Raw genomic sequence first — 24,211 nt, 5'->3', positions numbered from 1 at the left:
TTGTGGGAATGAGGTGAGGCGTTTAGATAGCGGAGGAAGCCTTGCCGCTTGAGAGGATTGAAGCGCCTCCTTTGATGGCTGTTTTCTTGAGAAAGTCTTTGCGGTTTATAGTAGGAGTTTTAATGTGATCCCGATTAGGGCGGCCACGGCGATGATCAGTGGCTCTTGGAGTTTTTTAAACCTAAATAATATAGCGATGGTGGTCAAGGCGATAAGCACAGTCGGCAGATCGGTCAATGTCCTCTTGCCCAATACCAACACAGCACCCGCAATAGCGCCAATAGCTGCGGCAGTTACCCCATCCACAAATGCTTTGATCGCGGGGTTCTTGCCGTACTTTTTAAAGTAGGGAGCCGGAATCACGGTGAAAAGGTAACAGGGAAGAAAGGTGGCCAACGCAGCTACACAGGCACCCGGGACACCCGCTACCAGATAGCCGATGAATCCCACGGTGATCACTACCGGACCTGGTGTGATCATGGCCACCGCCACCGCATCGAGAAACTGTTGTTCGTTCAGCCATTCGTATTCCTTCACCACCCCGCCGTACAGGAAAGGAACGATGGCAAGTCCGCTACCAAAGACAAAAGCCCCTGCTTTGGTAAAGAACCAGGCGATCTCCCAAAGTTTGGATTCTGTCGCGATCGGTTGAAGCTGTAAGAACATGATGGGAAAAATTCCATTAGCACCTGAGGCCATCCATCTTGGCGGGGCTTTGGCAAACCAGACAGCCACTCCAGCCAACAGGATTACCCACAAAATTTCTTCTTCGGTGATAAAAGTAGTAACAGCCAATGCAATGAATATTACCCACAACAGTTTGTCATTCCCTATGCTCTTGAGGGTGAGTTTGTAACTGCTCATCGCAATGATCCCAATCACTGCAGCGCCCACTCCATAAAACACCGCCTGCATCCAGGGAAGGCCGCCATAGGATACATAGGCATATCCGATCGCCAAAACCATAAAAAACGAAGGAAGTACGAAGGCAATTCCTACCAAGGTGGCGCCCAACAAACGGTAATGAACGAATCCCAGATAAATCGAAAGCTGTGCGGCAAGTGGCCCGGGGGCAAGCTGGGAAAGCGCGAGTCCTTCCTTGTAATCATCCTCGCTGATCCATTTTTTATTGCTGACCAAATCGCGGTGCATGTAACCCACCAAAGCCACAGGTCCTCCGAATCCCCAGGTGCCCAGCTTTAAAAAGTAGATGATTAAATCCTTTAATGAGTAAACAGGCATGTGTTTCAGATTTTAGATGACCAAGTGTGTTTTTCATTGTGGACATATCTTGCCCAGCTGTAGAGGGCATCGTAGATCTTCATCCCAAGGACAAGCTGTTCATGATCGTCTTTGATATTGTGGGAAAGTCCGGCAGATATTGCCCAGAGTCCCGCGGCTTGTGGAGCCAGATCAAATCTGTCCGTATCTGCTCCGCGGACGATCAATGCAATCTGATCAAGTGCAGGATCGGCCAGTTGATGCCGTCTGATGATGTAATCAAAGGTGCAGAATTCGCCTTCATGGGAATATTCAGCTCCCGGAATGTCATAAGGAATGGCATCCAGTTCCTCGGCTTTCGCAAAGACATCTTCCTTGGGAACATAGATGAACTTAGCTTTGTGGTCCACAAAGTTCCTGATCAGCCAGGGACAGGCGATCCGGTCGATCTTGGGGCGTTCACGGGTGATCCATTTCATAGTCTGCACGGTTTAACCGTACAAGGCTACAAATAGAAACAATGGGGAAATAGAACAGAATTTACCGGTTTGTATCCGTTTTACTTTTCAGCAAACTTTTCCGGTATTCGGATGGATTTTTGCCGGTATATTTTTTAAAAATCCGGTTGAAGTGGCTTTGATCAGAGAATCCCGTGAGGTAGGCGATTTCTGCAAGGGTGTGTTTGGGATCGTCGAGCAGGATGATTGATTTTTCTATCCGGAGTTTGCGGATGTAGTCACCAAAGGACAAGTCGTCAAAATACTTGGAAAACTCCCGCGACAGATAACTGGGATGGACATTCAGACTTTCGGAAAGCTCCCTCAAACTCAGCGACAGATTGGTGTCAATCTGGTCCTGAATTATGTCCTTCAATTCTTTCGCCCACTCCGGTATTTTACCGGATTTGTGTTTGAGAAATTTCTTGTAGACATCCAGCAAGAGGTTTTCGATCGGGTTTTGGGTGTGCTTTTCGTTCTGAAGATATTTTGCCCAGCTGTACAAGGCATCATAGACCATCATTCCTTTTTCGAGGAGCAGACTATCATCTTTCACATTGTGTGACAAGCCTGCGGATATTGCCCAAAGTCCCGAGGATTGGCTGGCAAGGTCGTGGCGGTCCGTATCGGCCCCGCGAACGATGACGGCCATCACTTTCAAAGCGGGATCATCCAGCTTATGCTTTTTGACAATATAGTCAAAGGTGCATTCATCCCCGTAATGCGTGTACTCCACACCGGGCAGGTCAAAAGGAATGGCATCAAACTCCTTGGATTTTGGAATCACCTCCTCAAACGGGACATAGATGAACTCCGCTTCCTGGTCCACAAAACGCCTGATCAGCCAGGGACAGGCGATTCGGTCAATCTTGGGACGTTCGCGGGTAATCCATCTCATACAGAATTAAACTTAAGGTTGAAAGGTGAGAAACATGGAAGTGGGTTTGAGGCGTCTGCCTGTACCGTTTGTTGCCCGGATGAATTTAGGCTGAAAAGCTAATCTTACCCAACTCTGTTTTTTTTGAATTCGCGATGTTCCATTAGACCGAGGGAAGGCTTCTCTATCCGGGTCCCGTAATTCAGGTACACTTCCACTCTGATTTCAAGATATCAGCAAGCGGATGCCCAAAACCCGGATCAAACACAACAAAAAAACCCGGACAAGACTCCTGCCCGGGTTTCGATTAGTAAGGCTTTACAGGTTTACTTCACTGCCTGCAGCAGCTTTTCCTCCAGTCGGGTTTCATCGACGGTGAGCTGGCAGATGCTGATCAGGATGGTGCCTGCCGTCACTGCATGGCCTGCATAGGCCATGAGGATCTCGGGTACTTCTCCCGGTGCGGTCAACATTGCCGTGCCGATGGCGGCGATCAATAGTCCTGCCTTCTTCAGCAACTGGAAGAAAGGAGGGGTTGGGGCCAAGGCCCGGTTTTTTACTTCGCTTAGTATGTTCATAGTGAATTTGTTAAGTGTTAAGATGTTAAGCGTTAAGAGACTAGAGTCGAGAGCCAAGAGCCAAGAGTCAAGAGTCAAGAATCTGTCATGCTGAGCGGAGTCGAAGCAAAGAGAAAAGAATCAAGAGTCAGGAGTCGAGAGACCATAGACCCTAGTCGGGATATCAAATACCCTATTGGCTTCGCTTGCTTTTGAGTTGGCCGCGGTATTTCTCCAACAGGGATTTGATCACCACCTGCTCGGATTCGAGCCGGATCACCGACTCCTTGAGCCGGGACAGTTCGGTACTCATCCGCCTAAAATCCTCAATCAGGAGCTTTAGAAAGTAGGCGATCACCGAGAGCAGCAGGGACACCAGGGCCCCCAGGATGCTCAGGAATAGGACGGTTGCCGACACGATTCCAGGACGTAAGGAATGCCAACTGACACCACCTGCAACTCAACCACCTCTCCCCGCTCCCAGACTGATGACAGTTCGTCCAACAGCTTCAGGAAAGCCAGGCGGGTAAAGAGCGGCGTGCCGTCTGCACGGTAAGCCGTGACTGGACAGAGTTCCTCCTTTTCAGGAGTATGGTCCGGCGGCCGGGAACGAATCCAGCCTCTTTCCCCTACCTGTATCCTCCAGCCCTCGGCCTCCGTGTGCACCGGTTCCAGTTCGTACACTCCCTCTTCCAGACAATGGACATCGGGATCGTAGCAGGACTTCGGAGCCTCCCGGATGAAGCACAGCTGTCGGTTGCCGAGGAAGAGCCTCCCCGGAGTGCCCCGGGGAGTGTATCTCCGCTTTAGCAGCAGGCGCATTAGGCAGTCGTAGTTGCAGTCAGGATCTTTCCTGCATTGTGGTCACCGTTGTTCATGTGGTAATCCGTAGTATTGACCGTGAGGTAAAACTCTACACTCAATACAAACAGGAAGTGGGTACCACTCAACTGTGACTTATCAATGGAAAGCACAGCGGCTTCTACAGGCGCGGAAACCGGAAGGACTCCCGTTGTCGCAGTGACGATAGAACGGGTGCCTGCATCGAAATCCAAGCCTACTCCTGTCGCAGTGATCCGAAAACCCTGCGCATCTACAGGATGAACGATTTCATCACTGGGCACTAACGCCGGAATCTCCACCTGCCAAGTGGTAGGCGAATCCACTGGATCGAATTTAAATATCAATGTCTTTGACAATGATGCACGGATATTCAGCTCCATTCCTCCCAGCAAATTCCAGTTGCCATTTTTCACCTTCCGCTCTCCCCGGACGCTTACCGCATCTGACTTGAGGACTTTCATCATCTGCTGATTCAGCCGGAGACCAAGGCGTTGATCACTGACTTTGGAGATCACCGGACGAAGGGCATCCTTCACCAACTTGGTGGAGTTGGCATTGTCGGTGAACTCCCGCATATTCTCCCGGGTTCTGGCGTATCTCGGATCATTCATGATCCTGGATTTCTCCACGCCCCCCTTTTCCCGGGCCAGGTAGCCATCCTTGGTTTTGTAAAAGGAAAGTCTCCCGACCCTCCCCTTCAGTGTAATTATACTCGCTTGTTTTGCCATAGTAATATGGGTTTTGGTGAAACATGACACCAAGGTGATAGCCTTCGAAATGATTATCAACTAAACATGCATTCCTTGCTTTTCTCTGCACTCTTTGCCACTTCTTGCTCTAGTTATTAGGTGGTTTTTGAATAAAAAAAGGCCGGGAACAACCTTCCCGACCTTCATGGCACCTCAGTAATGATTCTTCTCAAAAATAATTCTCGCAAAGACGGTAAGTCGCAAAGGATTAAAAGTCCTGCTTCTGGAGAAGCAGGACAACGGAGCAGATGAATTGAAAAATTTTGAAATTCTGGTCTTTTTGGCAGAATTTTGAGGGCTTTTCTAATTTTTTCCGTCGTCACTTTTTGACGCAAAAAGTAACCAAAAACTTCGGGCCTCAGTCTTTACTTCCAATCGGTGGTGTTTTCTGCTAGACCAGTATTGATGGGCGATTGGATTTTTGGTGCTGCTTCAAACCTAAAAACAGGTGGATCTCTCTCGCCCACTCGAGAGCTAACCTGTTTTTTATACGGTTTTCCGCAGCACCAAAAACCGAAAATCCTGAAGGGCCCTACCATCGCCGATTAAGTAAGGTATTTTCCAGGAATTTGATTACGTCTGAAAAAATAGGTAGCGGTAGAATTCCTTACTATGCAATGCCGGAGGCATGACCGATACAATAGTCCGGGTTTGAACTCCGAGTAAAAAAATGAGCCCGATTTTCCAACCTCGGCGCAGAAGAATAAAAGGACCGGAAAGTCGATGCCGAAGGTCAACCTCACCCCCAGCCTCCCGATCCGCTTCACTTCTCGGGACAGGCTCTCTCCTTAAAGAGAGGGGAGCTTGCGGCGGAATGGTCTGAGAATTTGTAATTCAAATGATTTTACCATTTCCTGCGAACAAAGGCTGAAGGCCTGACATAATCAGGCCTTTGGAGACAACCTCTGATCTTCTCTTGATTCCAGATTTATCTGAATCCCTGTCTTTCTAAGTTTTTATGTCTCCAGAGCGATACATACCGAGTCTGAAAACCTTCTTTTATTCCCGGTTAGTTGACGATAAAAGGATAGGTACAGGTAGGTTCCTTCCAGATTGAGTCTTGGGGATAGTGTAAGGATCTGGGATTGGGTTCTGCGAAAGGCTCCGCCAGTAAACTCCTCTACTATCCCCTGATCCGGATTATACAACACGATCCAGCTGAGATCAGAGTCTCTGGCGTTTCCCTGATTTCCCTGGGATTCCCAGTGAAGACTCAGCTCCCGTGTTCCGACCCAGGCAGTTTGAAGGTTGAGTACCGGGCTCACAAACCCTGATGAAATCAACATGGATTCATAATTCACACTGACGGTTCCTTGGGTTTCAAGCATTGCGAATTTTAGCGTTTGGGACAGTGCCAGATGAAATCCCTTTCGGGTAGAGGTCACATATTCCCCATATCCTGTATCCAACACTTTGAGCAGCGGACGAAGCGCTGCGGTCGCCAGTTTAAATTTTTGCTGGTACAGGCGCTGGAGTGCCGTCGCCTGGTAGCTCTTTTTCCATTGTGGTTTTTCACGGACTACCGTCTTCCCATTGAGCTGGTAGATGACCAGATTGCCCAGTTTCCCTGAGATCCGGCCTATAAAAGGATGATTTAATTGTGCCATAGGTTGTTGTCATGTTTAGGTTAAAACAAATTATTGGGTACTTCCCAGCCGTCTGAAGGCGGCCTTAGTGATGATGCGGTTTGGTTACCGAGTATTTACCGGGATACTATTGCCGGAGGCAATACCCAGACCGTAGCCAGACGGTAGAGCGACGGTACAAAGTCCGAATGAAGTATGGGACCCGTAGCGGATTGATATGCCTTTGCCTGCACGCTGCCTGCCCGTAAGTCTAGCTGTGGGATTAGTTAAGGTAATCTGACACTTCTGATTCCGGTATCCCGGAAAAAGCAGCGAATTCGGCTACCGTCACATACTGCCCCTTCTCTTTCTCCGTCAGATGGCGGATCTTCCGGATCACCTCGTGGCTGTACCGCACACTCCGGCCCGTGATCCGTTGGATGTCTTTTGCATAGATTACACACCGTTTGATGTTCATGGTCAATTAGAAATGAAAGCGACTAAAAATCAGACTCTGAAATGAAGTAAGCCAGCGGCCAATTGCCTGCTGCCCTGCTTCCAAAAAAGCCAAACTGGGCTTTACCAAAAACCTGTCGATACCCTTTAGCTTGCCAGGGACCTGTCTTTGCAATTGCGGGGAGCTAAAGTGCTGGGCGATTTTAAAAAATCAAAACACCGGGTGGAATCCGTGGATTCTGTGGATTCTGTGCACTCTATGTACTATGTGGAAAATATGGACTGGCCCTGGAATGAAAAAAATACCGCCATTAATACTCAATAAAGTCCTTTCCAGTATGACCCGAAAGAGCGCTGCCTAAACAAAAATCAGCTGCAAACATCTCCTCATCCAAGGCATAACGCTCTCCGTCCGCATTTTTTTGGGCTGTTGGCTCCGATCAATAAAATGTCCGGAAAAAAGAGAACATGGACTTTATCTACCGCATTCCCCTGCTGGGATTCGATCCACGGGACGACTCCAAGGTCATGCAACATTGGGAGGACATCAAGACCAGAATCCGCTCTTCCTCCCCCAGCCTGTATGCAGCGATCCAAGACAAAACCTACGACAGGCTGGACGAAGACACCCGGCTAACCGTCTACAAATACCTGCTCCGGGGGAAATACCGAAGTACGCCCTTCGGAAGGTGGGCAGCAGTCGGCACTGCCGGATGGAGTGATAAAACTGAAACCATCCTTCCCCTCAACACCCAGGAAATCGTCCAAAACCCGGATACGGCGGAAACCGATACATTCGTTTTGGCACAGGGAATTGACATCCGGGCGGAAAGACTCCGCTGGACGTGTTTGGGGAGATCGTGGATACCTATACCATGACTGAGTCGGTGATGGATGAGATCACGGTGCGGATCGTCTATGAAGGGCGCTCTGCCAAGGTCCTGTTGGAAAACAGCAAGCTTCAGGAGATCGAGCAGTATTATTCGATGGTGGCGGAAGCCGGTGCCAACGAATACCAAGTGGATGAAAGCAAACGGCAGATCACGCAGATGCGGACGATCCTCGGTGATCCGGGACGAATTGAGGCGATTGCCAGGGACTTTGTGGCCCATTACGAAGCCCGAATCGAAGAAGGCAGTACGCTCCTGGGCAAGGCGATGTTTGTGTGTAGCACCCGGGAGATCGCCTATCAGCTGTACCAGGAAGTCATCGCCCTGAGACCTACGTGGGCGGAAGTGTTGGCAGCGGACTCGGGTGTAGAACTTTCTGAAAAAGACAGAAAAGAACTCAAGCCGATGGCGAGGGTCAATATGGTGATGACGAGGTCCAAAGACGATTCGGAGGTATTGTGGAATGCTTTGGGCACTCAGGAATACCGGAAGGAACTCGACCGGCAGTTTAAGAATGCGAAGAGCAATTTCAAGATTGCCATCGTGGTGGATATGTGGCTGACGGGGTTTGATGTTCCCTTTTTGGATACCATGTATATTGACAAACCGCTACAGGAGCACAGTCTGATCCAGACGATCTCCCGGGTAAACCGGAAGTTTGAAGGAAAGTCAAAAGGCCTGGTGGTGGACTACATCGGGATCAAGAAGCAGATGAATCTGGCGCTGAAGCAGTATTCCACGATTGACAGTCAGAACTTTGAGGACATTGAACAGTCGATCATCGTGGTCAAAGACCATATGGATTTGTTGAATGCCGTCTTCCACAACTTTGATGACAGCCTCTACTTTTTCGGTTCGCCGATCCAGCAGCTGAACACCCTGAATAAAGCGGCGGAGTATGTGCAGCTGACGCAAAAGCTGGAGAAGCGCTTTATGAATCTGGTGAAGCGGATGAAGGCAGCCTATGATATCTGCTCGGGTTCGGCGGCGTTTACCAATACTGAAAAGGACAAGATCCATTTCTACATCGCGGTGCGCTCCATCGTCTTCAAACTGACCAAAGGTGAAGCTCCGGACACTGATCAGATGAACGCCAAGGTGCGGGAGATGATCCAGGAAGCTATCAAAAGCGAAGGGGTGCAGGAGATTTTTAAGTTGGGTGACGGTGATCAAAAGGAGGTGGATATCTTTGAGGCGGACTACCTGGCCAAGATCGACAAGATCAAGCTGCCCCATACCAAGATCAAGTTGCTGCAGAAGCTATTGGCGAAAGCCATCGATGATTTCAAGCGGATCAACAAGATCAAGGGCGTTGATTTTTCCAAAAAGATGCAGCACCTGGTAGAGAAGTACAATGAACGGAAGGAGGCCGATGTGCTTCAAAGTGAGGTGTTGGAAGACTTCACCAATGAGATCATTGACCTCTACTACGCGATGAAGAAGGAGAAGGAGTCCTTTGCTGAATTGGGGATAGACTTCGAGGAAAAAGCTTTTTATGATATCCTGAAGGCTCTGGCCATCAAGTATGATTTCGTCTATCCTGAGGACAAGCTGGTTCACCTGGCCCAGCAGGTCAAGGACGTCGTGGATGACAAGGCCAAGTACACCGACTGGAGCAAGCGTGACGACATCAAGGCCGAGTTGAAGGTGGATCTGATTATCCTTTTAGCCGAAAACGACTACCCTCCTGTTGACCGGGATGAGGTGTATAAGGAGATCTTTGAGCAGGCGGAAAATTTTAAGAAGTATAGTGGCAGGTAGACGGCTGCGATGGCCAGGTTTAAGCGCTCTTGCTGGGAGCAGTTGAATCAGTGTCGGGTTGGAGGGGATTTGTAATTCTTCCCCTCTATCAGTTCAGAATTCACTTCCTAGACTTGAAAGGAAACTGATCCAACTCTAAAACCACTAACCACAGCCGATTAGATTGGACGGCGATGAAGCCTTTATTTCAATCATATATCCATTCACTTATTGTCAACAAGTTGGAACCTCTGTCAACGGAGATGATAAGAAAGTAATATGTATAGGCCCAACTCTCAGGTTCGACTACTTTTTCATCGTCTTTGTCAAACCAGTCTTTCGAAATTATGTAAAAATCAATCCCCGCTGACGTATTGCAAGTCTCAAAGTATCTGTCAATCAGTTTAGCAAAGTCATTTCTGTCGTCGCCCCAATCCGGTTCGTTTAGGAGGTCAGAAAGGAATTGCGCAGCTCCTTGTTTGTCCGTTTTCTTGAAGTCGGAGGTTTTTATTTTGTCAACGTCAAAAGCTTGTCTCAAATATCCTTTCTCTGGTTCGGCCTTCACGCAATCACGTAGACTGTCAAATGAGAATTGTTTTGAATGAATGAAGGTATCGACAATTTGGTCGTTGCTAATTAGCCCGTCAACCCCAATAGCAAAAACTGTCAAGTTTATACCTTGATAGCCTTCGTTCATTTCTATATGTTGTTTGGTCGAGAACACAGACATCAAAATAGATCAAAATGTAGTGGGTTTTAAAATCAATCCTCAAAAAAGAGGCTCCAAGTGTGTGTGGACTCCGTGGACCCCACTCGGCGAAGTATCCCTCAGCACCAAAATCCGTCAACACTTTCGTTCCATTTAGACTTTTAAAAATCGAGCTGTTTGTTTCCACAAGCATCTGAAAAGCAAAGACAGAGTATTATCATCAACCTTTTCATCCTTCTTCAGTCCAATCACAACTATAAAGTACGAATAGCAGAGCTATAGTCAATATTTTAGTTATCGGTCTCATTTTTCAGCTTGTACACAACGCTTGTTCATAAGAAGTGGCGTGCTTGAAACCGCTTCCCTGTCCACGATGCCGGAGTAAGTTAGATGAAACACTTTCGCCTTAGAATATCCGCGCCATTTTTTTGCATGTTGTTGGCAGCAGTTTTCATTTCTCGCGTCCGATCCAAACATGTCCTACCTTTCTTGTATACATCGTCTCAGATTGTCCATTTATTACTGTTTCTTCGGTCTTGAATCCTAATTTCCTTAATTCTTCAATTTCCTCACAACTAAGTTCCTCAATGTTTTTAAATCGAAGATCTTCGTCATCATACAGTGTCCACTCAAATCTTGAGAGGTCATATGTTTTTGATTTCCATTTAAGAGTCGGGAACTCTACATTGTCTTTGCTTTGTCGATAATAGTTATCTCTTTTTATTCCTGTCCTCTCAACTTTTGCACACACCACTTGACTTCTTATCGTATTTGGATCATTCAGCCAAATTTGTAGATCAAATGGTTCTTTTAAAACGTCATAACTTTTTTTCCAATGATCATGGATGTCAATCAACCTTTGAACTATAAGTCTGAAGTACCAATTTGGAGGAACCCTCTCACATAGTCTATTCCATGGATTAATTCTTACTTTAACATAATCTTCTCCACGGCTATGAAATGATTTAAAGTCAGGTGTCGTGTAGGTATGGAACCAAGAATCCACGTGTCCTATTCTCCTTTTCCATCCTCTTATTTTCTTTCTATTGGTATGTATCATCTGTCCAATGAAAATTGATGTCAATGTTTTGGTGTTTGGGAAAGGTGGCAATTTTCAACACAAATATTAATGTGAAGAACCAAACTGTGATTAACCACAAATGTGTCTGCGGAGCACTAAACGCCATTTTGCCAAGCGCCGGTTATAGGGCGTTTTTCTTAGAACACTTTCCACCATTTCTCTTTCTTAGTCAGTTGTTTGATAGTTAAAATTTTCGTCGGTTTCGGTTTTGTCCTTTCAGATTCGAATTGTCTTTCTGCTGCATCATTCATACTCCAACCTGCCGTGTACAAAGGTTTGAATAAATATCCTTTTCCTTCATAATTCTTTATATCATACTCTAAGTCCACTGAGATTTTGCCAATATTTTCATATACGTCAGCATAGTCTTTATAAAATAAATCAGGCATATACCAAGCTACATCTACTCTGTCTTGCCACTGTCCGAAATTGCACATTAAAACTTCTGCATTTTCAAAGTTCTTAAGTGTCGGTTTGTCACTTTGATTTAGCCTTGTTGTTGCCACTAAGTTGTATGCAGTTTCAGGATTTTTGTCTGTCGCTAAAACAACGGCTCCACCATAGTTGCCATTTTTCAATTTAAAAACCAAGCAGTCCCCATTTGCGAAAACGGGTATTCTGAACTTTGCTTTTTTTCGCGGTTTAGCCTTTGATCTCTCTGACTCAATTTTTTCAAGGAATTTGTCAAGTGCAATTTTTCGCTTTTTAATATCTTGTTCACTTGCCCCAAGTTCAAGCCAAATTTTCAAGTCAACACCGGATGTAATTATGTCTGCAACTATCGACAATACTTTTGGGTCTAGCGATTTTGTTTCCCATTGGGCTAGGGCTAGAGCAAACCAGAAACTATTCTTCTCTTCTTCTATTTCAAGAATTTCCCAATTGTCGTCGAGGATTTTTTTGGAAATGATGTCGGGTTGCCCGCCTTTATTATACAGATCGAAAAATTCGCTGTAAATGTCAGCAAATGCGTCACTGTCCTTTATGGCTGTTCCCCAAGTCCCCATGTCCGTGTCGTCTTTTTAAAATGGCTTATACGTGATTCTGGTTGGATACGGCCGATTCGAAGTCGTGATCTCCATGCTCTTACTTTCACCTGACTTCTTAAAGATACCGCCGACTGGATCCAAGTTCATATAATGGATGATTACTTTAGTCCTTCCTCTTTCAAGTGCTTCTCTACCAAATGAAATATTGGCTTGAGTCTAAAAGGAACTCCAAAATCTGTTGTTGAAAAGGCAATTGATTCGTTGTCATTATAATTGATATCAAATTTTATTGACCAACCATCCATTGCAACTGGAACCGATCTTGGGTCAATGCACTTTAAGTTCGACCACTTAAAAAGGCTATCTACTTTCCCAAGCAAGTTGTCATTCATTTTACTTTCCCTAACCCCAATGGTTTGGGTATTATATTTACCATCAAAAACTTCAAATCCATTGCTTTCTAGTCTATAATCAAACTCCCAACACAAATCCATACATCTATAAGTAGATATTGAAATAGAGTTAAATTTTAGGTCTTTATCATACTCTAATCTCCTTGAGTAGAACTGGATTACGTCTCCATTTCTTTCAATTGTTAGACTATCCTCGGTAAGATTGAGGATGGTGAATTCAAAAATCCCATCAGATTCATCTGTTATAATGCGATTTTCTATAATTGAATAAGGGCCCTTTGCCAGCAATCCAAAATCACTTATTTCATATGCGGTATCGTTCTCAAATCTAAGTCCTAACCAATCATAAACCCGCTCAGTTTCTTCACATACTTCTATCCAATCTCCTTCTATTGATATTGGAAATTTCTCATCCTTTTTAGGGAAAAAGAGAATGAATATTATACAAATCAATGCCGGGTATTTCATTGTCCTATTTGCCGCTCGCTTATTTGCGCCATTTTGTGAGGTTTATCGTTCGCTGTTGGATCGCTAATTGCAATAAGTCTAGGAAAGCTATGACGTTTGCCTTTTTGTTTTTTTCGAGATTAACGATTGTATTTCAATGACTTACCATATTCACTACACACTCCGGTTTCTGCAAAAACCGGAATGCAGGGATCATCGGGGGATAAACGGGTTGCAAATCGGTGGTAGAGAAGTTGGTACACCAAGAAAAGAATTAGTTATGAGAAAACCAACTCCCGATATGCTACGCTATCGGGACAGGCTTTGCAGGCTGGCTTCCCGATCCGTTGCACTTCCCGATTCTAACTATCGGGATTAAAATCTCGGGACTGGCTCACATGGAGAGGGAGCTTGAGCAGTGGTAGAGAGGGATATTCGAGTCCATTCCGAGATGGCCTCAACCTGAATCGAAGCCATCAACCGAAAAGACCGATGGAATATGTGCCGTCCCGATGGGACTCTAGGATCTATTTTCTTCCTTTTTCCAGCCATTAAAATGGCTGGCTATGGAATCGGACGTCCCGATGGGACTTTTTGGATGGGTATTGCTGGGCACCTCACCCAAACTCCCGCTGCGCTTCCCGATTCTTAAACGATCGGGATTAAAATCTCGGGACAGGCTCTTTTACCTCACCCTCCACAAACCCACCCTGCAACCTGGCCCAAGCCGTACAAGGTATTTTTAGTTGAAACATGAAGGAAATACAAGGTTTTTCAGTACTTCCATAGAAGTATATCTTTTAGTCCTTCTTTGCTTTCATTTCAGTTTCTTAATAGCAGTAGTATGACTTAGCAGCGACCTCATCTGGGTAATAGCCATTTCGTTAAGCTGGATAAGCCGTTCGCTTTGCTCCATCCCTTGATGTAGCAATAATGCATTTGTACTTTCCATGTTGGATAGGACAACCAGTTGCTCAATGGCGGCGTAATCACGAATATTTCCATTGAGATCTGGATTCTCATTGCGCCACTGCTTGGCGGTCTTACCAAAGAGTGCCATATTAAGTACATCAGCTTCACTGGCGTAGATAAAAGATGCCTGTTGTTTGCTGATTGCATCCGGAATCAGTTTTTCTTTAATGGCATCGGTATGGATATGGTAATTTACTTTGGCAAGCGTTCGCTGGAAATTCCATCCGAGTTTTAAACGGTCGCTTTCACTTTCTTTTAATCGCTGAAATTCTTTGATTATGTAGAGTTTAAACTCAATGGAAACCCACGAAGCAAACTCAAAAGCGATATCCTTGTGGGCATAGGTTCCTCCATACCTGCCAGATTTTGATACCATTCCGATAGCGTTGGTAGTTTCAATCCATCGCTTAGGTGTCAGCACAAAGCTATTTAGGCCAGCTTGTTTTCTAAACCCGTCGAATTCGACGGGTTTAAAATCCGGATTATACATTTGCTCCCAAAAACCCAACAACTCTATCGTATTTCTATTCCGCAGCCAGTTTTTGATAATATCGTCCGTATTGGTAGCATCTTTATAACGGGCAATATCAGTCAGCGAAATATAATCATCCATTTCAGCTTTGAAAATGGTGATTTCTGTTCCTTTTACTTCTATTTTTTTATTCTTTGCCATATCAATATGCTTGACTTTAGGTATTACACTATTAGGGATCGGGCAGTGCATGACCAATAATTATGCTCCACACACCATAGATTTAACATCGAAAATTCAAGTCCTGAAGATCAGGTCAGATTTCGATTGGTTTAAAGTTTGCAAATCTTTGGTAGTGAGTTGGTTGCCAATAAATGGAAAAATCTGGAACTAAACAACCCTGCTCCCGTACAGCTGTCGAGACAGGCTCTCTCCTACCTCATCCCTCCCTTCACTACCTCACCCCAACCCTCTTCCCGATCCGCTATGCTACTCGGGACTGGCTCACATGGAGAGGGAGCTTGAGCAGTGGTAGACTGGAAGATCCTGCTCCAATCCAAGCCACTCCCTACCGAAACTATCAGGAAAAGAGAAAATCGAGGAATCCTCCCTCAGCTACCGATATGCTATACTTCCCGATACTCTAGCGATCGGGATTAAAATCTGGGGACAGGGTCTACTCTACCTCACCTCCTCACGGCCCACCCTGCATGCTGGCCCAAGCCTAAAATCTTCCACCGGAAGATTTCTTGACGGCTTGTCCCCCGTCTCCTTTAGGAGAGGGTGCTTGAGCAGTGGTTAAATACAGTTTAACAGTCCGAGTTGGGAAGGCATAATACCATCCTTTTTGGATATTGAATTACGATTTGAATGAAAAGTATTGACAGTCCTCTGCTCTAGTGCCCTCCCTTTAAGGGGAGGGTTAGGGTGGGGTAAATCAAGGCAGAAATGCTTTTACTTTTTCTACCACGTTTTTAGGATCATTGATGACTTCTTGATTTTTGAATCTAAGGACTCTGACACCGAATTCGCGGATCACCAGGTCTCTATTGGTATCGTGTTCTTGTTGGTCTACTTCCTCATGTACTTCGCCATCGAGCTCTATCACCAGACGGAGTTTGTGGCAGTTGAAATGCCCATGATCCCGCACGTACGGGATCACACAGTGGAGTGATTATTTTGGGCATTCCCTGTGGCCAATTAAAATCAATTATAAACACATGAAATCGGCAATATATCGGTAGATCGGATGCTGGCGACGGAACTTGTACCCTTCCAGTTGTGTGTTTTTGAGAACTTCCCAAAGTATCTGCTCAGCGGGAGTAAGTGATTTGCGAAGCTCTCGGGCTCGTTGGTGGGTTACTGATGAAGCACCGTAAAAAAGGTTTTGGGAATAGTCCATAACTACTTCTAAAATAAAGAGTTGAATCACCAAATCAAATCCCAATTCCCATTGGATAGCTTCGCCTCTTTTCAACCTCACCCCACCCCTATTCCCGATTCTCTGGCGATTGGGATTAAAATCTCGGGCCAAGCTCTCTTCTACCTCACCCTCCACAAACCCACCCTGCAAGCTGGCCCAAGCCTAAAATCTTCTGCTAGAAGATTTTTTGACGGCTTGTCCCCCGTCTCCTTTAGGAGAGGGAGCTTGAGCAGTGGTAGATTTGGAGATCTGTGTTCTTTCAAAACTGCTCTCATCCAAAGCCGAAGCGATCAGGAGCAAGAAAAAGATATGTGCCGTCCCGATGGGACTCTGAAATTTATTTATGTTCCTTTTCTCCAGCCATTAAAATGGCTGGCTATGGGATCGGACGTCCCGATGGGACTTTTTGGATGGGTATCGATGAATACCTCATCCCGCCCCTATTACCGATTCTCTGGCGATTGGGATTAAAATCTCGGGACAGGCTGCTCATGGAGAGGAAGCTTGAGCAGTGGTGGTGGGAGATGCTGGTTCTTTCAGAGTTGCCAGAGTTTTCACTTACTTTTCTTTTACTATCCGGTGCAATAATCTTCTCAGGAATCGGAGAAATTGCACTCAGCCAATGAAAATAGTAAACTTTATAAAGCCTTTTTCAGGAATTATACTCGGTACATCGCTTAAAAGAGGTTCCTAATCGGATTTCGAATTCAATTTTTTGTAACTATATAACCTTCAAGGACATTGTTAATCAAACTGGAAACAATTCAAACGTTTTCGAGCCGTGCATATTCTACAGATTAACAACTGATATTCAGTACATTAAGAGAAAATGATTAGTCTTATGGAATCAATCACTACCGATTACAGTAGCCTTTTTTATTATAGCCCATTTCCAAACTGGGTATATGATCTCAATACTTTTGAAATCCTGGATGTCAACGAAGCCGCGGTCCAATCCTTCGGCTATTCCCGGGATGAATTTTTAAACCTAACCATCAAAGACCTCCCGCTCAAAGAAGAGATCCCCGAATTGGTAGCGGCACACATCGATATTGATTCGAAGTTTGGAAACATTCATTTTGGGGTCTGTACTCATCAGAAAAAGAATGCCGAAAAGATAAGAATGAAAATCAATGGACACAGGGTTGATTTTCAGGGTAAAAAATGTGTCTTAATGGTATGTCAGGATATCACGCAGGAAGAAAGACAATCAATGGCCATCAAGGAGTCCGAAGAGCGGCTAAGAGCGACTTCATCGATTGCCAAACTGGGTTATTGGAAGCAAGATTTGATCACAGATTGCCTGACTTGGTCTGACGAAATATTTAAAATCTGGGAAAGAGACCGTTCAACATTTGAGGTAAGTTTCAACAATTTCTATGAGTCCATCCACCCGGATGATCGGGAGGCCTTTAAACTTGCGCAAAAATTAACGTTTGAAGGCGGAAAAGATTTAGATTTTGTCCATCGTATTCTCCTACCTGATGGAAGGATAAAATGGGTGCACGAACTGGGACGTCAGTTAAAAGACAAAAACGGGAAACCCGTAATATTAGAAGGCACCGTGCAGGATATTACCACTCAGAAAAAATCAGAACTTGAACTAAATCAGGTAAGTGGGCAACTCATAGAAAGTGAAGCCAATTTTAGAACCATTTTTGAGATCGCTTCTTTAGGAATTGCGCAGGTTGATCCGGCCAAAGGCAGAATAATTTTGGTCAATTCCTTCTATGAGACCATCACGGGCTATACAACAGAGGAACTTTTGCAAATGAATTTTGCAGAACTCACCCACCCCGATGACCGGGAAAAAGATTGGGAAGTATTCAGCAAAGCCCTGCGGGGAGAAGGAGAATACCGGAACGAAAAACGCTACATAAGAAAAGACGGCTCCATTGTTTGGGTTCGCCTTCATGTGGCATTCATCAAAGATGAGCTCGGAAAACCAATCCGTACTGTTGCCATCTGTGAGGATATTTCTTATCGGAAGGCAGAAGAACAACAGCTAAAACTGCTCGAAAGTGTCATCACCCATACATCTGATGCAGTCCTAATCACCGAGGCTGAGCCATTTGACGAGCCTGGCCCGAGGATCGTCTACGTTAATGAAGCCTTCACCAAAATGACCGGATATTCTCCTGAAGAGGTGATTGGAAAAACTCCCAGAATCCTCCAGGGCCCAAAGACTGATATGGAGAAGATGGCTTTGCTGGGCAAAGCGCTCCGAAACTGGGAAGCCTGCGAAATCACAACCATTAATTACAAAAAAAACGGCGAGGAATTCTGGATCAATTTTTCAGTGACACCGGTTGCCAACGAAAAAGGCTGGTTTACCCATTGGATTTCTATTGAGCGTGATGTCACTGAAAAGCAAAATCAGGAACTGGAGCAGAATTTATTAAGTCAAATCAGCTTGATCTTCAGTGAAGAAAAAAAGCTGGCAGACGCTACGCAGCGAGTGTGCGACACGTTTGCAGACTTTGGAGATTTTGATTTTGTAGAGATTTGGGTTCCCAATCTGGAGAATACCAGAATCCAATTGCTAAGCTACAGCAACAATTCTCCGCTGGCGGCTGATTTTTATGGCCAGACTTTGGCATTCAGAGCCTTTGAATCCGGCGAGGGTCTACCGGGATCAGTATGGGAATCCAAACAACCTGTTTTATTAAATTCAGCTGAAAATTCGGGTATCGTACCCCGTATTAAAGCTGCTGAGGAAGCGGGGTTAAAATCCTTTTTAGGCTTGCCCCTATTGGTTAATGACAACATTGTTGGCGTGCTTGTTTTTGGGAGTTCCAAAGATCCTCAAAGCATGAGTCGCTTTGTTAATCTTTTCCGGAGGTTGGAGACATTCATAGGCTCAGAAATCAATCGAAAGTCGCTTGAAACAACCCTTCAAAATTTATTCGAAGCCATTCCCGATATTATCTGCCTGGCAGATTTCCAGGGGAGATTTCTCAAAATGAACAAAGCAGGCTGTACGCTCCTTGGTTATAGCAATGAGGAAATAGTATCTCATTCCTTTGATGAGTTTGTCCACCCGGAGGATAAGGACATCTCTGCCAGTAAAGTGACAAACCTGGGAAAGGGAGAAACTACCTTCAAATTCGAAAACAGATACATTACCAAAAAAGGTGAGATTGTCTGGCTCAGCTGGACCTGCAATTCCGAAGTAGAAGCGGGAGTAATCTATGCTTCAGCAAAGGACATAACCAAAGAGAAAAAACTAAGTCAGCTCAATGCTCAAGCCACTTCCCTTGCAAGAGTTGGAAGTTGGGAAATCGACCCGATTGAAAGGAAAATATTTTGGACAGATATGGTCCATATTTTACATGAAACAGATCCTAAATCATTTCTCCCTGACCTGGAAAGAGGCATTGATTTTTACCGGGAAGATTTCCGTGAAATGATTAAAGAAAGTATTACTGCCTGCATTTCGCTGGGAACACCCTTTGACTTTGAAGCTGTTTTGGTGACCGCCAAGAATAGGGAACAATGGGTCAAAGTCATTGGAAATGCCGAATTGATAAACGGGAAGTGCATCCGAATCTTTGGCAGCTTCCAGGACATTCATGAACGCAAAGAAGCTGAAAACCGACTTCGGTCACTGGCGGATAACCTCCCGGGAATTGTATTCAAATACATCATCCATCCTGATGGCACCGACAGAATAAAATATGTCAGCCGTGGAGCAAAGGAAATCTGGGGATATAGTGCCGAGGAGTCCATTGGTTACAATAATCTGATCTGGGATGGAATAAAATCCGGAGGTGATTTTGAGGTCGTGCGAGCAAGTATCGATGGATCGATAAAAAACAAATCAAAATGGATCGCAAGATGGCGATATATCATGCCAAGCGGCGAACTCAGGTTCCACCAGGGCTATGGTACCCCGGAATACCTGACTGACGGTTCTGTTATTTTCAATTCCCTGATATTGGATATCACAGAAGAGAAAAAGACGGAGGACCTACTGGAACAAGTGACAGCGATGGCCAGAATAGGTAGCTGGGAACTGGACTTGATGACCAAGAACAGGAATTCGATGTATTGGTCTCCTATGATTAAAGAAATCTTGGAGGTAGACGAAGGCTACGATACGTCAATTTCCGGAGGTTCAGAATTCTTGGCCGAAGACAGTAAAATCCAAGTTCGATACTTCATGGAAAAGCTTATCAATTCTGGAGAAGAGTTTGATTTGGAAATCCTTTTAAAGACAGCTAAAGGAAATGACTGCTGGATAAGATGCATAGGTAAAAGCGAGCGAATCCATGGAAAATGTGTCAAAACATATGGAAGCTTCCAGGACATTCACAAGAAAAAGGTCGATGAAATAGCCTTACAAAAAAGTCTGAAGACTCTTGAAGATTATAAATTTTCCTTAGATCAGTCTGCAATTGTTGCCTTTACAGACAGTAAAGGAGTGATCACCTTTGTGAATGAAAACTTTTGTGAAATTTCAGAATACACAGAGCATGAGCTTATTGGAAATACACATCAACTCATCAACTCCGGACATCATCCCAAAGAATTTTTCATAGACTTATGGAAAACTATAGCATCGGGCAAAGTTTGGCGCGGTGAAATTAAAAACAAGGCAAAGTACGGCACCTATTATTGGGTAGACACTACCATTGTCCCATTCTTGGACGAGAAAAATAAGCCATTTCAATACCTCGCTATTCGATTTGATGTCACTTCCAGAAAAATCGCCGATGAAACTAGCTTGAAAGCTCTTGAGGATAAAAACAACATCATTGAAAGTATCGCAGATGCATTTTTTACGATGGACCGAAACTTCACAGTGTCTTACTGGAACAGGGCGGCAGAAGAACTGATTGGGGTAAAGCGGGAACAGCTGATTGGAAATAACCTATGGGAAATTTTCCCTGATGCGGTAGCCTTGCCTTCTTATACCAACTACCACAAAGTCCTGGAAACGGGACACCCCATAACTTTTGAGGACAACTATGGCATGTGGCTGGAAGTAAATGCCTACCCCTCTGAGGACGGGATCACCGTTTTTTTTAGGGATATTTCCTTGCGAAAGGAGGCCGACAAGCGACTTTTAGAGGCCCTAGAGGAAAAAAACACCATCCTTGAGCGAATCACTGAAGCATTTGTAGCCCTCGATTCAAACTGGTGTTATACCCATATGAACAAAAGAGCCGGAGAGGTTTTCAATCGTGATCCAGACCAGATGATTGGAAAACATATCTGGACGGAATTTCCCGAAGGGCTCAACCAGCCATTTCACCATGCTTATGAAAAAGCTATGGCAACCCAGCAATATGTACATGTAGAGGAACACTATAAACCTTACGATTTGTGGTTTGAAAATCATATCTATCCTTCAGCGAATGGACTGTCGATTTTCTTCAGGGATATTTCAGAGCGAAAACGAAGCGAAGAAACCCTACGAAAGGCCAATGAACGGTTTGAAAAGGCCACCGAAGCAACCAATGATGCGATATGGGATTGGGAAATCGAAAATCAAACCTGTTTTCGAAGCAATGGCATCGACAAATTCTTTGGAGAAAACACCTACAAATCTCTGAAGGAGGATGAATTTTGGACAGACGGGTTCTATCCTGAGGATCTTCCTTTAATCCAACATAGCATCCAGGAAGCTATCAATGATCCGCTTGTCTCCCGATGGGAGATGGAATATCGGATCCGAAAGCAAACCGGAGAAATTGGGTATGTCGTAGACAAAGGAATCATCATTCGAAACAAAGAAGGAAAGGCCATACGGATGGTAGGAGCTATGACAGACATTTCGGATCGGAAGACACATGAAGTAGAATTGTTGAAACTCAACGAATCACTGGAAAAGCATGCACATGAGCTCGAGATCACCAATGAACAATTGGAACAGTTTGCATTCATCGCTTCCCATGACTTACAGGAACCACTGCGGATGATATCCAGCTTTCTGGATCAACTCAAGCGAAAATATGCGCATCAGCTCGACGACAAAGCGAATCAATACATCCATTTCGCAACAGACGGTGCCAAGCGAATGAAGCAAATTATCCTCGACCTACTTGAATACTCAAGGGCCGGGGAAATCAATGAAAAAGCATCAAAAATCAACCTTGAAGACCTGATCAAAGATTACAAATCATTGAGGAAGAAAGTCATTGAAGAAAAATCTGTGGTTTTCATCCATCCACATCTGCCGTTCATTGAGGCGCACAAAGCTCCATTTACTCAAGTATTGCACTGTCTTTTAGACAATGCCATTAAATATTCGAGGGAAGGAGTTCCACCCAGAATCGAGCTAAAGGCGGAGGAAACAATTACCGAATGGACTTTCTCAATAAGCGATAATGGGATAGGAATAGATTCATTATTCTTCGACAAAATCTTCATCATTTTCCAGCGCTTGCACAATCGGGATCAATATGGAGGCAGTGGGATAGGTTTATCGATTGTGAAGAAACAAGTCGATATCTGGGGAGGAAAAATCTGGCTGGAGTCAACCCTGGGAGAAGGCTCCAGATTCTTCTTTACACTTCCTAAAAGATCTGATTAAAGTTTAGGGAAACCATGAACAGGATTTTAACTAAATTAAAAAGTAAAGTGGATCAAAACTGCATCTCAAAGAGACAGCAGTATTACGTCTCTAAATTGTTGAAATGAAGTAATATTTGAAAAAAGTGTCTTTATCGTGATTTTTTTTAGCTCAGGGGCCTTTTTGCCCAGTTTATTTGTCAGCTTTTAAGATGATTTTCATTTGTTGTGAGAGGGACAACACGGACGAAATATTTGGGTCGAATCTGAATCAGACACAGATTCTTCCTTTATCTTTCATATAAATTCCACAGCCTAAGATAACTATGAAGCCAGCACACATACTTTTGGTAGAGGATAATGAGGGAGACATCATTTTAACACTCGATGCCTTTGAAGAAGGTAAAATAAAAACTGAAGTCAGCGTGGTAAGAAATGGCCAGGAAGCGTTGGATTTCTTATTCCAAAGAGGGCAATTTGCGGAGGTTCAAAAACCCGATTTGATTCTTTTGGATATCAATATCCCGATATTCAATGGCCATGAGGTTTTGAAAATGATCAAAGAAGAGGAGTCAACCAAAAAAATTCCTGTGATCATGCTCACCACCTCCTCCAGTCAAAAGGACATCAATCTCTCCTATGCGAATTACGCCAACAGTTATGTAAAAAAACCACTGGAGATGGAGGAATTTCTCCATGTTGTTCTAAAAATTGAGGAATTCTGGCTTCAGATTTCCAAACTTGCTGATTAATCAAATCACTGCCTCACGTAAGAACCTGACTTTCGGTATTCTAGAAATTTCTTTGACGGCAGCAATTGGAAGTTTTCATAATACCAAAATTCCAAAAGGAATAAACTTCTCGCTCTCCTCGAGGAGCGGGCGATTGAGCGGTGGCAGGCTTGAAGATACCGGTTCAATCCAAATTTCGAGGAATGGGAAATCTTCTCCATCCTTGTAGCGAATAAAAATTACGTTTCGTCATATCGACAATGTTTCACTAGAAAATTCTGGCTATATGAATCGATTCCTTATTTTATTGCTGTTTTTGTGCAGTTTTTGTATTTCATGTGGAAATGAAGAAGAGCCCGAAATTCAAGTTACCTATGAGGTCCTGACAACTGGTGGAGTAAAATGGTCGGGAGAGTTTGACGATGAAAACGGAAATCGAATCAACACTTTTCAATCATTTGGGGGGTTGTCGGATAGCGGATGGACCTATACTTTTGTTCCCAAAGAATCACCCGCGACGCTGACCATTCATGGCACGGCAGAGTGTCCCGAATGCAATTCCGCTGTGGAGCGCGAGCCTTCGGAAGACATTACGGTAAATATCTACATCAATGGTGTTTTAAAGCAAAGCCAAACTAATGAATGTAGGGATTGCAGCACCGGCCCAATAAAGGGACTGGCTACCGCTTGGATGAATATGCCTGAGGAGTTGTGAGTTTAATGTGTCTATTCCGGTGATGCTTGGATAGTTATGGGGCAATTTCTGTAGAAGGAACATCAATGAAATAGAGTGATTATTTTTACCCGATACGCTATGCTTCCCGATACTCTGACGGTCGGGATTAGAATTTCGGCACGGGCTCTTGCTACCTCACCCTCCACAAACCCACCCTGCAACCTGGCCCCAGCCGTACAAGGTATTTTTAGTTGAAACATGAAGGAGATACAAGGTTTTTCAGTACTTCCACAGAAGTATATCTTTTAGTCCTTCTTTGCTTTCATTTCAGTTTCTTAATAGCAGTAGTATGACTTAGCAGCGACCTCATCTGGGTAATAGCCATTT

General features: G+C 44.6%; 21 protein-coding genes and 1 pseudogene. 7 read left to right on the top strand and 15 right to left on the bottom strand.

Annotated features, from left to right (window positions below; all coding sequences use genetic code 11):
• Positions 1-105: 105 nt before the first annotated feature.
• From G459_RS0120930 to G459_RS0120890, 9 genes are all read right to left on the bottom strand, one after another.
• Positions 106-1,242 (bottom strand): chromate transporter, encoded by a 1,137-nt coding sequence (locus G459_RS0120930; RefSeq protein WP_035456565.1) that lies wholly within the window; start codon positions 1,240-1,242, stop codon positions 106-108.
• 5 nt (positions 1,243-1,247) lie between these two features.
• The gene (locus tag G459_RS28125; RefSeq protein WP_035456564.1) at positions 1,248-1,700 is read right to left on the bottom strand and encodes a chromate resistance protein ChrB domain-containing protein; all 453 of its coding nucleotides are present in this window, start codon (positions 1,698-1,700) and stop codon (positions 1,248-1,250) included.
• A gap of 61 nt (positions 1,701-1,761) precedes the next feature.
• Positions 1,762-2,616, bottom strand: a complete 855-nt coding sequence (locus G459_RS0120920; RefSeq protein ID WP_026969380.1) for a chromate resistance protein ChrB domain-containing protein — start codon at positions 2,614-2,616, stop codon at positions 1,762-1,764.
• Between the two features lie 305 nt (positions 2,617-2,921).
• Positions 2,922-3,173 (bottom strand): hypothetical protein, encoded by a 252-nt coding sequence (locus G459_RS28120; protein ID WP_051315347.1) that lies wholly within the window; start codon positions 3,171-3,173, stop codon positions 2,922-2,924.
• A gap of 172 nt (positions 3,174-3,345) precedes the next feature.
• A complete protein-coding gene (locus tag G459_RS28115) occupies positions 3,346-3,570 on the bottom strand; it encodes a hypothetical protein (protein ID WP_035456563.1) in 225 nt (74 codons plus the stop codon).
• Complete coding sequence (locus G459_RS0120905) at positions 3,546-3,974, bottom strand: hypothetical protein (RefSeq protein ID WP_026969379.1); 429 nt, start codon at positions 3,972-3,974, stop codon at positions 3,546-3,548. Before G459_RS0120905 ends, G459_RS28115 begins: the two co-directional genes overlap by 25 nt.
• Positions 3,974-4,723 carry a hypothetical protein gene (locus G459_RS0120900; RefSeq protein ID WP_026969378.1) on the bottom strand — a complete coding sequence of 250 codons (750 nt, stop codon included), beginning with the start codon at positions 4,721-4,723 and terminating at the stop codon, positions 3,974-3,976. The genes G459_RS0120905 and G459_RS0120900 overlap by 1 nt, the downstream gene beginning before the upstream one ends.
• A 977-nt stretch (positions 4,724-5,700) precedes the next feature.
• Positions 5,701-6,351, bottom strand: coding sequence for a DUF6266 family protein (locus G459_RS0120895; protein WP_026969377.1), 651 nt, complete (start codon positions 6,349-6,351; stop codon positions 5,701-5,703).
• A 241-nt stretch (positions 6,352-6,592) separates the two neighbouring features.
• Positions 6,593-6,787: a hypothetical protein gene (locus G459_RS0120890; protein WP_026969376.1), complete on the bottom strand. Its 195-nt coding sequence runs from the start codon at positions 6,785-6,787 to the stop codon at positions 6,593-6,595.
• A 446-nt stretch (positions 6,788-7,233) separates the two neighbouring features.
• Here G459_RS0120890 and G459_RS0120875 point away from each other — a divergent pair, with 446 nt between their 5' ends.
• Positions 7,234-7,644 (top strand): lantibiotic dehydratase, encoded by a 411-nt coding sequence (locus G459_RS0120875; protein WP_026969375.1) that lies wholly within the window; start codon positions 7,234-7,236, stop codon positions 7,642-7,644.
• A complete protein-coding gene (locus G459_RS28110; RefSeq protein WP_245588217.1) occupies positions 7,611-9,416 on the top strand; it encodes a type I restriction enzyme endonuclease domain-containing protein in 1,806 nt (601 codons plus the stop codon). The genes G459_RS0120875 and G459_RS28110 overlap by 34 nt, the downstream gene beginning before the upstream one ends.
• Positions 9,417-9,603: 187 nt before the next feature.
• Here G459_RS28110 and G459_RS0120865 read toward each other — a convergent pair whose 3' ends face one another.
• The 5 genes from G459_RS0120865 to G459_RS0120840 form a co-directional block, all read right to left on the bottom strand.
• Positions 9,604-10,092 (bottom strand): hypothetical protein, encoded by a 489-nt coding sequence (locus G459_RS0120865; RefSeq protein ID WP_157373399.1) that lies wholly within the window; start codon positions 10,090-10,092, stop codon positions 9,604-9,606.
• A 463-nt stretch (positions 10,093-10,555) separates the two neighbouring features.
• A complete protein-coding gene (locus G459_RS29160; protein WP_051315346.1) occupies positions 10,556-11,164 on the bottom strand; it encodes a hypothetical protein in 609 nt (202 codons plus the stop codon).
• A 158-nt stretch (positions 11,165-11,322) separates the two neighbouring features.
• Positions 11,323-12,192: a hypothetical protein gene (locus G459_RS0120855; protein WP_026969373.1), complete on the bottom strand. Its 870-nt coding sequence runs from the start codon at positions 12,190-12,192 to the stop codon at positions 11,323-11,325.
• A gap of 140 nt (positions 12,193-12,332) precedes the next feature.
• Positions 12,333-13,055, bottom strand: a complete 723-nt coding sequence (locus tag G459_RS0120850) for a DUF6438 domain-containing protein (RefSeq protein WP_026969372.1) — start codon at positions 13,053-13,055, stop codon at positions 12,333-12,335.
• A 796-nt stretch (positions 13,056-13,851) separates the two neighbouring features.
• The gene (locus G459_RS0120840; protein ID WP_026969371.1) at positions 13,852-14,679 is read right to left on the bottom strand and encodes a KilA-N domain-containing protein; all 828 of its coding nucleotides are present in this window, start codon (positions 14,677-14,679) and stop codon (positions 13,852-13,854) included.
• A gap of 173 nt (positions 14,680-14,852) precedes the next feature.
• On the opposite strand from G459_RS0120840, the gene G459_RS29950 reads away from it, so the two are divergent.
• A complete protein-coding gene (locus G459_RS29950; protein WP_157373398.1) occupies positions 14,853-15,125 on the top strand; it encodes a hypothetical protein in 273 nt (90 codons plus the stop codon).
• Between the two features lie 290 nt (positions 15,126-15,415).
• On the opposite strand, the pseudogene G459_RS30460 reads toward G459_RS29950, so the two are convergent.
• Positions 15,416-15,880, bottom strand: a pseudogene (locus G459_RS30460) (endonuclease domain-containing protein).
• A 389-nt stretch (positions 15,881-16,269) separates the two neighbouring features.
• On the opposite strand from G459_RS30460, the gene G459_RS0120825 reads away from it, so the two are divergent.
• The 4 genes from G459_RS0120825 to G459_RS0120810 all read left to right on the top strand — a co-directional run bounded on the left by G459_RS0120825 (position 16,270) and on the right by G459_RS0120810 (position 23,863).
• A complete protein-coding gene (locus G459_RS0120825) occupies positions 16,270-16,527 on the top strand; it encodes a hypothetical protein (protein WP_026969370.1) in 258 nt (85 codons plus the stop codon).
• A 215-nt stretch (positions 16,528-16,742) separates the two neighbouring features.
• On the top strand, positions 16,743-22,439 hold the full coding sequence (locus G459_RS28095; protein ID WP_035456562.1) for a PAS domain S-box protein: 5,697 nt from the start codon (positions 16,743-16,745) through the stop codon (positions 22,437-22,439).
• A 304-nt stretch (positions 22,440-22,743) separates the two neighbouring features.
• Positions 22,744-23,169, top strand: a complete 426-nt coding sequence (locus tag G459_RS0120815; protein ID WP_026969369.1) for a response regulator — start codon at positions 22,744-22,746, stop codon at positions 23,167-23,169.
• A 265-nt stretch (positions 23,170-23,434) separates the two neighbouring features.
• Positions 23,435-23,863 (top strand): hypothetical protein, encoded by a 429-nt coding sequence (locus G459_RS0120810; protein ID WP_157373397.1) that lies wholly within the window; start codon positions 23,435-23,437, stop codon positions 23,861-23,863.
• The last annotated feature ends 348 nt before the right edge of the window (positions 23,864-24,211 follow it).

The sequence above is a fragment of the Algoriphagus terrigena DSM 22685 genome, from assembly GCF_000429445.1.
Taxonomy (GTDB): Bacteria; Bacteroidota; Bacteroidia; order Cytophagales; family Cyclobacteriaceae; genus Algoriphagus; species Algoriphagus terrigena.
Note: the sequence above shows the minus strand (reverse complement) of the source record. Positions and strands in the feature narration are given on the sequence as shown.

Excerpts from the sequence above, each read along its gene's own strand:
- G459_RS0120930 (WP_035456565.1), bottom strand. The coding sequence starts at position 1,242 with ATGCCTGTTTACTCATTAAAGGATTTAATCATCTACTTTTTAAAGCTG.
- G459_RS28125 (WP_035456564.1), bottom strand. The coding sequence starts at position 1,700 with ATGAAATGGATCACCCGTGAACGCCCCAAGATCGACCGGATCGCCTGT.
- G459_RS0120920 (WP_026969380.1), bottom strand. The coding sequence starts at position 2,616 with ATGAGATGGATTACCCGCGAACGTCCCAAGATTGACCGAATCGCCTGT.
- G459_RS28120 (WP_051315347.1), bottom strand. The coding sequence starts at position 3,173 with ATGAACATACTAAGCGAAGTAAAAAACCGGGCCTTGGCCCCAACCCCT.
- G459_RS0120905 (WP_026969379.1), bottom strand. The coding sequence starts at position 3,974 with ATGCGCCTGCTGCTAAAGCGGAGATACACTCCCCGGGGCACTCCGGGG.
- G459_RS0120900 (WP_026969378.1), bottom strand. The coding sequence starts at position 4,723 with ATGGCAAAACAAGCGAGTATAATTACACTGAAGGGGAGGGTCGGGAGA.
- G459_RS0120895 (WP_026969377.1), bottom strand. The coding sequence starts at position 6,351 with ATGGCACAATTAAATCATCCTTTTATAGGCCGGATCTCAGGGAAACTG.
- G459_RS0120890 (WP_026969376.1), bottom strand. The coding sequence starts at position 6,787 with ATGAACATCAAACGGTGTGTAATCTATGCAAAAGACATCCAACGGATC.
- G459_RS0120875 (WP_026969375.1), top strand. The coding sequence starts at position 7,234 with ATGGACTTTATCTACCGCATTCCCCTGCTGGGATTCGATCCACGGGAC.
- G459_RS0120865 (WP_157373399.1), bottom strand. The coding sequence starts at position 10,092 with ATGAACGAAGGCTATCAAGGTATAAACTTGACAGTTTTTGCTATTGGG.
- G459_RS29160 (WP_051315346.1), bottom strand. The coding sequence starts at position 11,164 with ATGATACATACCAATAGAAAGAAAATAAGAGGATGGAAAAGGAGAATA.
- G459_RS0120855 (WP_026969373.1), bottom strand. The coding sequence starts at position 12,192 with ATGGGGACTTGGGGAACAGCCATAAAGGACAGTGACGCATTTGCTGAC.
- G459_RS0120850 (WP_026969372.1), bottom strand. The coding sequence starts at position 13,055 with ATGAAATACCCGGCATTGATTTGTATAATATTCATTCTCTTTTTCCCT.
- G459_RS0120840 (WP_026969371.1), bottom strand. The coding sequence starts at position 14,679 with ATGGCAAAGAATAAAAAAATAGAAGTAAAAGGAACAGAAATCACCATT.
- G459_RS29950 (WP_157373398.1), top strand. The coding sequence starts at position 14,853 with ATGGAAAAATCTGGAACTAAACAACCCTGCTCCCGTACAGCTGTCGAG.
- G459_RS0120825 (WP_026969370.1), top strand. The coding sequence starts at position 16,270 with ATGGCTGGCTATGGGATCGGACGTCCCGATGGGACTTTTTGGATGGGT.
- G459_RS28095 (WP_035456562.1), top strand. The coding sequence starts at position 16,743 with ATGGAATCAATCACTACCGATTACAGTAGCCTTTTTTATTATAGCCCA.
- G459_RS0120815 (WP_026969369.1), top strand. The coding sequence starts at position 22,744 with ATGAAGCCAGCACACATACTTTTGGTAGAGGATAATGAGGGAGACATC.
- G459_RS0120810 (WP_157373397.1), top strand. The coding sequence starts at position 23,435 with ATGAATCGATTCCTTATTTTATTGCTGTTTTTGTGCAGTTTTTGTATT.